Source organism: Pantoea sp. SGAir0175 (genome assembly GCF_043547855.1).
Genome location: NZ_CP028081.1, coordinates 1,669,694 through 1,682,062, shown reverse-complemented (window position 1 = coordinate 1,682,062; position 12,369 = coordinate 1,669,694). Strand labels below are relative to the sequence as shown.

Below are 12,369 nucleotides of genomic sequence, written 5' to 3'. Positions count from 1 at the left end.
TCACTCGGATGCCAACGACAAAATGGTTTCCTGGTCGGCCTCTTCTTTATCGAGGATGCCGGTTATACGTCCGCCGTGCATCACCATCACCCGGTCGCTCATGCCGAGAATCTCCGGCAGCTCAGAGGAAACCATGATGATGGCCACGCCACGGTTAGCCAGTTCACTGATCAGGCGGTAGATTTCGGCTTTGGCGCCAACATCAATACCGCGGGTTGGTTCATCGAGGATCAGAATCTTCGGTTGCGCCAGCAGCCAGCGCGCAATCAGCACCTTCTGCTGGTTACCGCCACTGAGGTTATTGATGATCTGATCCATGGTCGGCGTTTTAATATTGAGTTTGCGGATCTGCTCCATGCAGTCCTGCGCCATCTTCATGTGGCTAACGAAACCGCTTTTGCCGATGTAATCGGGCATATTGACGATGCTCATGTTCTCCAGCACCGACAACACCAGAAACAGCCCGGACTTTTTGCGATCTTCGGTGAGGAACGCCATGCCCTTCTCAATCGCCGTTGACGGCGAATCGATTTTCACCGGCACACCATCAATCAGCACTTCACCGCTGTCGAAGCTTTCCATGCCGAACAGGCTCTCCATCACCTCGCTGCGTCCGGCACCCACCAGCCCGGCCACGCCGAGGATCTCGCCTTTGCGCACGTTGAAGCTGACATCGGTAAAGCGGTCTTTGCAGGTCAGGTTGCGCACCGTCAGCACTTCTTCGCCGATGGCACTGTTGAATTTAGGGAATAGCTGCGTCAGTTCGCGTCCCACCATCTGGGTGATCAGCGACTGACGGGTAAAGGCGGTGGTGCTGTTGCTGCCGACCCAGGTGCCGTCGCGGAAGATGCTGATCTCATCGGTGATGGCGAAAATTTCATCCATTTTATGGCTGATATAGATGATGGCTTTGCCCTGGGCACGCAGGTCGCGGATGATGGTGAACAGATGCGCCACTTCGGTTTCCGTCAGCGCCGAGGTCGGTTCATCCATAATTACGATGTCGGAGTTCCACGACACCGCTTTAGCAATTTCCACCATCTGCTGGGACGCAATGCTGAGTTCGCCGACCAGCCGATCGGCTTTCAGACGGATATTCAGCTTGTTAAGCAGTTCCTGCGTCTGCTGATTGAGCTTGCCGTGATCGACAAAGCCGTATTTCATCGGTTCACGACCGAGCCAGATATTCTCCGCCACGGTCATGTAAGGCACCAGATTCAGCTCCTGGTGAATCATGGAAATGCCGGAACGCAGCGCGTCCATGGTGTCCTGAAACTGCACTGGCTCCCCTTTAATGCGGATGGTGCCCTTATCGGGACGATACATCCCGATAAGGCATTTCATTAAAGTGGATTTGCCCGCGCCATTTTCACCCATCAGGGCATGTACCGACCCCGGCTTAATACGCAGTGAGACATTGTCGAGTGCCTTCACTCCGGGGAAGAACTTGCTGATGCCTTCGGCTTCAAGCGCAAAAGCGGTCATACATCACCTCCGTACGGCTTAAGGGGGAGCGATTATTTCTGGTTACGGTTTTCGAACTGCGCCATGTTGTCTTTGGTGATCAGCTGGTAAGGGATGTTGATGATTTTTTCCACTTTTTCGCCGTTCGCCAGTTTCACCGCAGTCTGTACGGCACCTTCGCCCTGACCTTTCGCATCCTGGAATACGGTGGCAACCATTTTGCCATTCTTCAGCATTTGCAGCGCATCAGGCGTACCGTCCACGCCGGCAATCAGGATGTGGTTCGGGTTTTTACCCAGCGCCTGCAGCGCACCAATCGCCATTTCATCGTTGTTTGAGGCAATGGCCTGGATATCGTCACCGGCGGTCATCCAGTTGCTCACCACGTCTACCGCATCGTTACGCGTAAACTTGGCGGTTTGCTTCTGTACCACCTTAATGCCCGGATATTTGGCGACCACCGCTTCGACGCCTTTAGTACGGTCACGGGTTGATTCGTTCGCCAGGTCGCCCATCAGGATCGCCACGTTGCCTTTGCCGTTCATCGCTTTGGCCAGTGCTTCCATCTGCAGACGGCCCGCCAGTTCAGAGTCGGAGCCGACGTACGCCATCTTGTCGGTCAGCTGACCCGCCGGTTTGCGGTTGACGAATACCAGTGGAATACCGGCTTTGGTCGCGGCATCCATGATCGGCTTCACCGCGTTAGTATCGACCGGGTTAACGACGATGGCGTCGACGCCCTGGCCGATGAAGTTTTGTACCTGCTGCAGCTGCTGAGAGACGTCGCCTTTGGCATCTTCCACCTGGCCTTTCACGTTGTCTTTTTGCATCTCTTTTTGCATGGCTGTGCGCAGGATGGTGAGGAAGTTGTCATCAAACAGCGCCATAGAAACGCCCACCTGGATATCTTTTGCCATCACAGCGGCAGGTAACATGCAAGCTAACAGGGAAGTCACTAACGCTTTTTTGAATTTCATAGGTAACCCTTCTTATTTGTTAACGTGCTCAGGTTGGCTGAGTCCGCGAATGAAAAATATCTTTTACATTCACTCAACGTCGCTGGCGTTTTTTTTCTGTTCGTAGAGGTAAGGCTTCTGGTCTGACGCTATCGGTACCGTGCTGCTCCTTTTTTCAACATCTTCCTTATCAATATGTTACTTTCGAAAGAAGCGTTGAGCGGACAAAACTCGTTTCGGGCGTGATGATAAGCAGTTCATTTGTTTCATCCTTTCTTCTTTTGAAATTTTCATCATAAAAGCACTGAAATGATTGTTTTAAAATCGGCAAATAACAAAACTTTGACACGCATCTAACATCTCAAAGGAAATGCGTTTAAAGTGAGATCTTGCTGGCAGTTTGAAATCTGCCCATTCAAGGCAGAAAAGCAGCAATCCGCTGCTTTAACGCGCACTTAAACCAGAAGTGTGCGATCGGGCTTTGACAACGGGGATCGGCATCGCTAATATTCGCCTCGTTCCAACGATTCCTCTGTAGTTCAGTCGGTAGAACGGCGGACTGTTAATCCGTATGTCACTGGTTCGAGTCCAGTCAGAGGAGCCAGATTTAAAGAAGCCCGCTCAGGGAAACCTGAGCGGGCTTTTTGTTGTGGTGAGTTTGCTGGGCGATGGAAGATGATACGGGCCGCTAAATCAAACCCGCCGGACTGATGTCAGCCACCCTTTTATTTTATAACGTTTTGCCCAGGCAAATGGCCTCTTCCCGGCCGCGGTAGGGTCCGTAATTTTCTCTCTGCCGGTAACCCTGCCTGATATAAAAATCCACGGCGCGCTGATTAACATGCCGGGTTTCCAGACACAGTTCACGATATCCCAGGGTTTTTGCCGCGGCTTCCAGAGCGCAGAGCAAGGCGCAGCCGATGCCCGGCAAACTGCGGTCGGAGAACATCCTTTTCAGTTCAGCGATCCCGGCAGCCACCGGCCGTAACGCGCCGCAGCCGACGGCCGTGCCCTGCGCGTCTCTCGCGATCACCCACAACGCGCCTTCACCCTGAAAGGTGTCAACGCTGGCGCGGCTGTTTCCGCCATCGCCAGTGATAGCCGCAAGCTCTGCGGAGAGTTTTTCAATCAGCCACTGTGATTCCGCCGAGCGCGGGTCTGCGTGTTCAATCTTCACCATCGTGATACCTGTATTAAAGGAGGTTGCTGTGCCGCTACCAGACTGACCTTACATCTACAATAGGTGTTGTTCATCACCACCCGCTGCAACATCTGGCGGGCAAGTCCGGCGTTTACCCGATATGCTTCTCTTCCTTGCCTGCCAGCGCTTCTTCACTCTCTATCATTGCAAAGAATAACTCGAGCTGCCCGAGCATCATCGACGCGGCCACCGATAACTGGCGTTGTGGTGCCACGCACAGTGACAGAGTAAAGGGTTTTAATACCGTGTCGATCAGCGGAATGAATTTCAGTTCTCCCCGGCGATATTCATCAACAATATCCAGCCAGCACATCAGGCTGATGCCAACATCATCACGCACTAACGATCGCAGCATATGAATGTTATTGGTGCGCCCCACTTCCTTCAGGCGAATGCCAGAACTGTTAATTAGCGCTTCCAGCGGATCGGCCAGCATTAATGGCGCGGCGGGCACAATAAATGGCCAGGGTTCGCAATGACTGAAGCGAATAGATTCCAGCGCTGCCAGGGGATGATGTCGGCTAACCACAATCCCCAGACGCAGATCGGCAAAGGATTTCACCAGCAGTTCACGCGAGCTTTGTGGGTTGAGCATGATGCCAAAATCCGCATCACCGGCGGTCAGCGCATTCGCGATATGGATATTGCTCATGGTGGTGAGGGTAAACGAAATGCCCGGATAGTCTTCACGGATACGCTGCAGGATTGAGGAGAAAAAACCGCGGTTAATGGCATCAATGGTGGCGATATGTACATGACCATGTCGCAAGCCACGCAGATCCTCTAATTGGGTACAAACACGACCAAAATCACGTTGCCAGTTTTTGGCCGCATTAAACAGGATTTCGCCAGCGGCAGTCATACATAAACCTGATGGATGGCGTTCAAACAACGGCATATCCAGCTGTTCCTCCACGCGCAAAATCTGCCGGTCGATAGAGGAGGCAGAGACGTGCAACACCTCGGAAGCCTTACGTAGCGAACCCTGGCGTGCCACTTCGGTGAAATAAATCAGAAAACGTGAGAAGGCAAACATAGTGGGTGCTCTCTTTTTTGCAACGCATCATGCGAATTAAACAGATGGACGCTTACACAACGGCAAAATAATAATCGCATCCATGATAAAGACAAGGGTTTGCGCGGCGCTAACGCTGATGACAGCCCTGCAAAGACAGGCTGATTATGAAATCAACACACCTGGCTGTCACCGTCATCGCAAAGCAGTCCAACGGTGCTGGCAATCTGTTACTGACGCTGGAAAGTGCCAGCGACCAACCGCTGCCGCCTTTTACACCGGGCGCGCACATTGATGTCCACCTGCCGGCGGGAGGGGTGCGTCAATACTCACTGTGTTCGCCAGCCAGTGCCGCTGGCTATGAAATCTGCGTGCGTCTTGATCCCGCCTCGACAGGCGGTTCCCGCTGGCTGCATCAACAGCTGAATGTCGGCGATGCGTTAACTCTGTCGGCACCGCGTAACCACTTTCCGCTACCGGATGCACCGCGCACCTTATTATTTGCTGCCGGTATTGGCCTGACGCCACTGCTGGTCATGGCAGAAGCGCTGGCCGGGCGGCAGGCTGAATTCATGCTGCATATCTACCTCAAACATCATGATGAACTGGCGTTTGCGACACGTCTGGCGCAGCTCGGTGAGCGTGTCGTCATTCACTACAGTAGCGAAGGCGACAGCCTGCGCACCCGGACACCTGACGATCTGGAAACATCAGCCAACAGCGCGCTGGTTGCCTGCGGACCAGCTGGCTTCATGCACCACCTGCAGCAGCAAGCGCTGGAACGCGGCTGGCAGCCGGATCAATGGCACAGCGAACGTTTCAATCCTGCAGCCTCCCTGATTACCGCAGGCGACAGCTTCGACGTGGAGATTGCCTCTTCCGGCGCGCGTTATACCGTTGGACAGGCTCAAAGCATTGCCGGGGTGCTGGAAGCGGCGGGTATCGAGATTGAACTCTCCTGTGAGCAAGGCATGTGTGGTGCCTGCATTACGGGTGTTTTGTCGGGTGAACCCGATCACCGTGACGAGGTGTTAAGCCCAAAAGAGCGTGCCGCGAATGACTGCATCGTCCTGTGCTGCTCACGCGCACGCTCTCCGCTTCTGGTACTGGACTTATGAACATCTATCCAGGCGCAACCGGCGCACGTTTACCCCGCTGGCTCCTGCCAGATAGCTGGCCACAGCAGGACAATCAGCCGCAGCTGGCGACGTTACATTTTCACGCTGACGGGCTGCAGTTCGCGCCCTGTGAAGGAGCGTATGCTGATTATTTGCCCCTCAATGGCTCTCTGGTGCTTCCTGCCCTGATCGAACCGCATGCGCATCTGGACAAAACGTTCACCTTCGAGCGCAGCCCGGCACGCCAGCCCGGTTTGCTGGCTGCGATTACCGCGATGCACCAGGATCGCGTGCACTGGAGCCGTGCAGACCTGCATCAGCGCGCGCATCAGGCGTTGCAATGGGCGGTGGAGAGTGGCGTGGGTTTATTGCGCACCCACGTCGATTGGTTCAGCGCGCAGGCGCCGCTGGCGTGGCAGGTTATTGGTGAGTTACAGCATCCTTTATGTCGCATCGAACGCGTGGCCCTCGCCCCGCTGAGTTTTTTCGCCAGCGCGGATGATGCGCAGCACATTGCCGCTCAGGTGGCCATCAGCGGTCCGGGCGCACTTCTGGGTGGTTTCATTCACAGCAGCAACTGGGATGCGCAAGCCTTCTCACATCTTCTGCAAGCTGCCGAACAGTGGCAGCTCGATATCGACCTGCACATTGATGAAGAGTTGAATGCTGATGCCCAGGGCATGCGCTGGCTGGCGAACTACCTGCAACAACATCCGTTCAGTGGTCATATTACCTGCAGCCACAGCTGCGCGCTGTCGCAACAGGAAGATGCGCTGCAGATTCTTGATCGGCTGGCCCTGCACCGGGTGACGCTGATCGCTCTGCCCCTGACCAACCTGCTGTTACAGGACGCCGTGCCCCATCGCACACCGCGTCAGCGTGGATTAACGCTGGTGAAAGAAGCGCAGGCGCGTGGAATTTCACTGCTGCTGGGCGCTGATAACGTGCAGGACGCCTTCTGCCCCCTAGGCAGTTACGACCCCCTCGATACCCTGTTCAGTGGGGTATTGAGCCTGCAGTTGGGAGCTGCCTTTGATGAAGCCTCTCAGCTCATCTGCCAGCCCGATGCTTTCCGTCACAACGATATGGTGATTTTTCCGCATGCCGATACAGCAAGCTGGCCGCTACGCCAGCGCCAGCGCTATCGGCTTAAACAAGGCGTGCGTTATGGAGAAGAAACTGATGACGCTAGATGAAGGGGCGGGTAAGCCGCTGGCGAAATATGCGGCATGGCGACGCGTCGGCGACTTTATTTTTCTCTCCGGCATTATTCCGGTGAATCCGCAAACCGCGACGATCGTGCGCGGTTACAGCGATATCCCCGAAGCAGCGCAACGGCTGCTGGGACGCAGTGGTGAATTTTCTACCGATTTCAAAGAAGGTCCAATCCTGGCACAAAGCTGGTATGTGCTGGAGAGCATCCGCACCACCCTTGAAAGCGCCGGGGGGCAGATGAGTGATGTTTTCAAACTGGTGCAGTACTTTCGCAATCTGGACCATTTCCCGCACTACAGCCGGGTGCGCAAGCAGTTCTTCCCGGATGAACCGCCGGTGTCAACGGTGGTGCAGGTCAGTGAAATGCTGCCGAGTCCGGACGTACTAATTGAAGTTGAAGCCACGGCGTGGTTGCCACAATAACGCGAGGAAACAGTATGTTGCATGGTTATATCCCGGCAAACCGTTTTTTGCCGTACCTGAGCTGGACCGACATCGCCACACTGGATAATAAAGCCAACACGGTGATTGTGTTACCGACCGGCGCCATCGAACAGCACGGTCCCCATCTGCCGTGTGCCGTCGACAGCGTCATTTCATCGGGCGTGGTCGGGCATGCCCTGGCACGTTTACCCGCGGATATCCCGGCTTATGCCATTCCGCCGATCACCTATGGCAAATCCGATGAGCACCTGCACTTTCCCGGCACGCTGACGCTGACCGGGGAAACCTTGTTACATACCATTCTGGAGATTGGTGAATCCCTTTATCGCGCCGGTTTCCGCAAGTTTTTAATGGTGAATGGCCATGGCGGGCAGCCACAGCCGCTGCAGATGGCCGCACGCGAACTCCGTCTGCGACACGGTGACATGATCATCATCATGCAAGACACCTTCAAAGTGCCCAACTGTGCCGAAAGTTTTATGGACGACAAAGAGCGTCAAATGGCGATGCATGCCGGTCATGCGGAAACCGCACTGATGCTGGCACTCGCCCCCGACACCGTGCAGATGAGCAAAGCCGTGGCGAATTATCCGCCTGCCTTCCCCTGCCCGACACTCTCGACCAGTAAACCCATGGCGGCATGGGCTTCTTATGATTTCGGCCCCAGCGGCGTGATTGGCGATCCACTGCCGTCGACGCCCGAACAAGGCGCGGCGATTCTGGATTCGCTGGCGGAAAGTTGGGCACAGGTGATCACCGAAATGCATCAAATGAGCTGGGTAACCCGCGCTGAACCGGCATGGGGCACAGGCCACTGGCAGGGCAAAGTATTAGACCACAACGACGCTGCATCACTCTTAACATCGCGCTAACCGGGGGATCACGATGAATAAAAAATTAAGCATGATTGCCGCACTGTCGCTGGCGCTGTCGGCCCAGAGCATGGCGGCGGAGAAATTCACCTTTATGACCAACTGGTATGCGCAAGCAGAGCATGGCGGTTTTTATCAGGCACTGGCGCAGAACCTGTATAAAGATGCCGGGCTGGACGTCACCATTAAAATGGGTGGTCCCCAGGTTCACACCATGCAGCTGATGGCGGCGGGTCAGGCAGACTGCATCATCAGCGATAACATGCAGGCGCTTGAATCCTGGCAGCAGGGTGTTGAAGCCGTGCCCGTTGCCACTACGTTCCAGCACTCGGCAATTGCTTTTCTCACCCATCCTGATGTTAAAGATAAAGCGGATCTGCAGGGTAAAACCTTCCTGCTGGCGGCGGAAGCTTATACCTCCTACTGGCCGTGGGCGCAGAGTGCGCTCAGCCTGAAGAATGCGCGCGTGCGCCCGTACACGTTCAGCATCCAGCCATTCCTCGCAGACAAAACGCTGGTGCAGCAGGGTTATATCACCTCGGAACCTTTTGCTGTGCAGAAAGCCCATGCGCAAGCCAATGTCTACCCGATCAGCGAATGGGGTTACCCGCCCTACGGCAACAGCATTGTGTGCATGAAATCAACCATTGAAAAACGTCCGCAGGCGGTAGCCGCATTCGTTAAAGCCTCAATGCAGGGCTGGAAAAACTATCTGCAGGATCCGAGCGCTGGCAACGTGCTCATCAGGAAAGAGAATCCACAGATGAGCGAGGAGCAGATCGCCTTCGGTATCGCCCAGATGAAGAAATACCTGATGGTGACGGGCGGCGACGCGCAAACGGCGGGTATCGGTATTATTACCGAGCCACGGCTAAAACAGACATGGCAGCTGCTGGTGGATAACAAGCTAATCGATCCGGCCAAAGTGCCGTTTGCGGGTAGCTACACGCTGCAGTTCATCAAAGACGTTAAGGTCATGCCATGAACACCGCCAGCAACATAACGCCGATCAATCCGGACAGCCAGCCACGGCCTGCAGCGCCGCCGGCGATTGAGGTGCTCTCCGCGGAGAAAATCTATCCCAACGGGACGCGGGCACTGCTGCCGGTGGAACTGACCGTGCGGCAGGGGGAGTTTGTTTCACTGCTCGGCCCTTCCGGCTGTGGCAAAAGTACCTTACTGAAAATGATTGCCGGCTTAATTGAACCCAGTGATGGCAAACTGATGCTATTTCGTCGCGATCGTCGGGAGAATCAACGCGATCTGCCGCTTTCCTTTGTGTTTCAGGAAGCCACCCTGATGCCGTGGAGCAGCGTGCATAATAATGTACGCCTGCCGTTGGATCTGGCGGGGGTACCACGCGGTGAAGCCGACACCCGGGTGCGGGAGATTCTGGCACTGGTTGGCCTGGGTCAGTTTGGTCATGTACTGCCACGCGAGCTTTCCGGTGGCATGCAAATGCGGGTGTCAATTGCCCGTGGTTTAGTGACGCGTCCCCGGGTGCTGTTAATGGATGAGCCCTTTGGCGCGCTGGACGAAATCACCCGCAACAAACTGGACAGCGACCTGCTCGATTTGTGGCAGGAGCAAAAGCTTACAGTAGTTTTTGTGACCCACTCGATTCAGGAAGCCGTATTCCTGTCGCAGCGTGTGATTATGATGGCCGCGCGACCGGGTCGCGTTGTTGATGATATTCGCATTGAAACCAGCCTGCCGCGTGATGATGCGTTTCGTGTCAGTCAGCCGTTTACCCATTATGCGCAGCTGTTGCAGCGCGGCCTGCTCGCAGCCAGTCAGGAGAGCAAAGCATGAAACCGCTTGCAGCAAACCGTAAATTTCAACAATGGCTGTTTCCGGCGGTGGTCGCCATTGCCATGCTGTTACTGTGGCAGTTTCTGGTCACCGCGTTTAAGGTGCCCGCCTTTCTGGTCCCTTCTCCACTCGTCGTGGCGCAAAGCCTGGCGCAAAACTTTCCGGCGTTGTTTATGTCCTTACTTTACACGCTGAAAATCACGGTGATCTCGTTTGTGCTGGCGACGGTTATTGGCTCCATCATTGCGTTTTTACTGGTGCAGAATCGGTTTATCGAGACGGCGTTATTTCCTTATATTGTCTTTCTGCAGGTAACGCCGATTGTCGCCATTGCGCCGCTGATCATTATTTGGGTGAAAGACACCACGTTGTCCCTGGTGGTGTGCGCCACTCTGATGGCAGTGTTCCCGATCATTTCAAACACCACACAAGGTTTACGTAGCGTGTCTCCGGGGCTACTGAGCTATTTCAGGCTCAACCATGCATCGCGCCTGCAAATTTTAATACGCCTGCGCATTCCATCGGCGTTGCCCTATTTCTTTGGTGCGTTGCGCATCTCCAGTGGCTTGTCGCTGATTGGCGCAGTGGTCGCGGAATTTGTTGCAGGCACCGGCGGCACGGATACCGGGCTGGCCTATCAGATCCTGCAGGCTGGCTATCAACTCAATATTCCGTTGATGTTTGCCGCATTGTTACTGATTTCCCTGGCCGGCTTCCTGCTCTTTGCACTGATGTCATGGCTCACGCGCCGCGTACTGGCAGCATGGCATGAGAGCGAATTGAGCCCGAGTTAATGCAACACGGGCGGATCATCAACCGCCCATCACCTCTTCGACTGACAGGAGCTATACATGTCTGAACCCGATCGCCAGTTTGCACTGGCGGCGCTGGTCGCGGCGTTGCCGGAATTTGACTGGATTAAAGAAGCGCCGAAAGTAAAACGTCTGTCACGTGACTTTCACTGGTTTAGCCCGGTGCTTAAACACCAGCTGGAAGAGAAGTTCGCCGAGCTGGCTGTTCGTCCACGCGATGAGAACGAACTGCTTGCCGTTGTGGCAGCCTGTGCCAAAGCGCGTATCCCACTGAATCTCCGGGGGGGCGGCACCGGCAACTACGGCCAGCTGATTCCGCTGGAGGGCGGTGTCATGGTCGACATGACACGCCTGAACAGCGTCACCGCCATGGGTACCGGTACGGTGCGCGCGCAGGCTGGCATTCGTCTGGGCGATCTCGAAGCACATACCCGCCCGCATGGCTGGGAGCTGCGTTGCATGCCCTCAACCTGGAAACTTGCCACGCTGGGTGGTTTGTTTGGCGGCGGTTTTGGCGGAGTAGGATCGATTAACTACGGTCCGCTGGCCGCGCCAGGCAACGTGCTGTCAATTCGTATGATGACGATGGAAGAGACACCGCGCATCATTACGTTGCAGGCACCGGATGCCCTGCTGTTGCATCATGCTTACGGCAGCAATGGCATCGTGCTGGAGATCGAGTTGGCACTGGCACCCTGCCACGACTGGATAGAGCGCCTGGATACCTTCGCCGATTTCCCCTCCGCGATGGCTTATGCCGATGCGCTGGCGCGTTCACCTGGCATTGTTAAACGTCAAATCGCGGTATTTGCCGCACCGGTGCTGGATTATTTCAGCGATTTAGCGGAGGCGCAGATTCGGGCTCAACACGGTGTCATTTCAGTGACGGGAAGCGAGAGTGATGGCCTGCTGCCCGCCATCCTCGCACAACACAACGGCCGTAATGCATTGCACTTTGCCGAAGGGGAAAATAGCGGCCATTCCCTGATTGAATATTGCTGGAACCACACCACCCTGCAGGCATTGAAGGTTGATAAAACCCTGACTTACCTGCAAACCGCTTATGCCGTGGATAATTACCATCAACAGGTGCTGGCAATGGAAGCTGAATTATCGGATGAGGTGATGTCACATATTGAATTTCTGCGCGACATGAACGGTGCGCTCACCTGTAGCGGCCTGCCATTAATCCGTTACAGCAGCCCGGAACGGCTCAACGCCATTATGGATATTTATCGTAGCCATAATGTGAAAATAAATAATCCGCATGTCATTCATATTGAGGATGGCAAACAAGGTATGGTGCGGCCTGATGTGGTTGCCCTAAAATCCGCCTGCGATCCTTACAACTTATTAAACCCCGGCAAGCTACGTGGCTGGGAAGTACGTGAAACCTTGCCGGCGGTACATATTCCCGGCGTTAATTGATCATCACTTTTTATTTACGGCATAACTCACCG

12 protein-coding genes and 1 tRNA gene are annotated in these 12,369 nt (G+C 55.0%); 9 read left to right on the top strand and 4 right to left on the bottom strand.

The features are described 5' to 3' along the window. The gene (locus tag C1N56_RS07635) at nucleotides 1-1,485 is read right to left on the bottom strand and encodes a sugar ABC transporter ATP-binding protein (RefSeq protein ID WP_394517348.1); all 1,485 of its coding nucleotides are present in this window, start codon (nucleotides 1,483-1,485) and stop codon (nucleotides 1-3) included. A gap of 32 nt (nucleotides 1,486-1,517) precedes the next feature. Next, nucleotides 1,518-2,441 (bottom strand): sugar ABC transporter substrate-binding protein, encoded by a 924-nt coding sequence (locus tag C1N56_RS07630; RefSeq protein ID WP_058757339.1) that lies wholly within the window; start codon nucleotides 2,439-2,441, stop codon nucleotides 1,518-1,520. A 507-nt stretch (nucleotides 2,442-2,948) separates the two neighbouring features. Between C1N56_RS07630 and C1N56_RS07625 the strand changes: the two genes are divergently transcribed. After that, nucleotides 2,949-3,024, top strand: a tRNA-Asn gene (locus C1N56_RS07625). Nucleotides 3,025-3,150: 126 nt separating this feature from the next. On the opposite strand, the gene C1N56_RS07620 is transcribed toward C1N56_RS07625, so the two are convergent. Continuing rightward, the gene (locus tag C1N56_RS07620; RefSeq protein ID WP_104189740.1) at nucleotides 3,151-3,600 is read right to left on the bottom strand and encodes a GNAT family N-acetyltransferase; all 450 of its coding nucleotides are present in this window, start codon (nucleotides 3,598-3,600) and stop codon (nucleotides 3,151-3,153) included. A gap of 112 nt (nucleotides 3,601-3,712) precedes the next feature. Beyond that, nucleotides 3,713-4,657 (bottom strand): LysR family transcriptional regulator, encoded by a 945-nt coding sequence (locus C1N56_RS07615; RefSeq protein WP_088518062.1) that lies wholly within the window; start codon nucleotides 4,655-4,657, stop codon nucleotides 3,713-3,715. A gap of 146 nt (nucleotides 4,658-4,803) precedes the next feature. Here C1N56_RS07615 and C1N56_RS07610 point away from each other — a divergent pair, with 146 nt between their 5' ends. From C1N56_RS07610 to C1N56_RS07575, 8 genes are read left to right on the top strand one after another with little or no spacing between them, the layout of a single operon-like run. Continuing rightward, nucleotides 4,804-5,754, top strand: a complete 951-nt coding sequence (locus C1N56_RS07610; RefSeq protein WP_168715153.1) for a PDR/VanB family oxidoreductase — start codon at nucleotides 4,804-4,806, stop codon at nucleotides 5,752-5,754. Beyond that, the gene (locus C1N56_RS07605) at nucleotides 5,751-6,950 is read left to right on the top strand and encodes an amidohydrolase family protein (protein WP_394517347.1); all 1,200 of its coding nucleotides are present in this window, start codon (nucleotides 5,751-5,753) and stop codon (nucleotides 6,948-6,950) included. Before C1N56_RS07610 ends, C1N56_RS07605 begins: the two co-directional genes overlap by 4 nt. After that, complete coding sequence (locus C1N56_RS07600; RefSeq protein WP_088518078.1) at nucleotides 6,937-7,392, top strand: RidA family protein; 456 nt, start codon at nucleotides 6,937-6,939, stop codon at nucleotides 7,390-7,392. Before C1N56_RS07605 ends, C1N56_RS07600 begins: the two co-directional genes overlap by 14 nt. A 14-nt stretch (nucleotides 7,393-7,406) precedes the next feature. Further along, nucleotides 7,407-8,285, top strand: coding sequence for a creatininase family protein (locus C1N56_RS07595; RefSeq protein ID WP_104189734.1), 879 nt, complete (start codon nucleotides 7,407-7,409; stop codon nucleotides 8,283-8,285). A gap of 13 nt (nucleotides 8,286-8,298) precedes the next feature. Next, on the top strand, nucleotides 8,299-9,270 hold the full coding sequence (locus C1N56_RS07590; protein WP_394517346.1) for an ABC transporter substrate-binding protein: 972 nt from the start codon (nucleotides 8,299-8,301) through the stop codon (nucleotides 9,268-9,270). After that, a complete protein-coding gene (locus C1N56_RS07585; protein ID WP_104189732.1) occupies nucleotides 9,267-10,097 on the top strand; it encodes an ABC transporter ATP-binding protein in 831 nt (276 codons plus the stop codon). The genes C1N56_RS07590 and C1N56_RS07585 overlap by 4 nt, the downstream gene beginning before the upstream one ends. Beyond that, a complete protein-coding gene (locus C1N56_RS07580; protein ID WP_104189730.1) occupies nucleotides 10,094-10,891 on the top strand; it encodes an ABC transporter permease in 798 nt (265 codons plus the stop codon). The genes C1N56_RS07585 and C1N56_RS07580 overlap by 4 nt, the downstream gene beginning before the upstream one ends. 57 nt (nucleotides 10,892-10,948) lie before the next feature. Then, a complete protein-coding gene (locus tag C1N56_RS07575) occupies nucleotides 10,949-12,337 on the top strand; it encodes an FAD-binding oxidoreductase (protein ID WP_088518055.1) in 1,389 nt (462 codons plus the stop codon). Nucleotides 12,338-12,369: the final 32 nt, after the last annotated feature.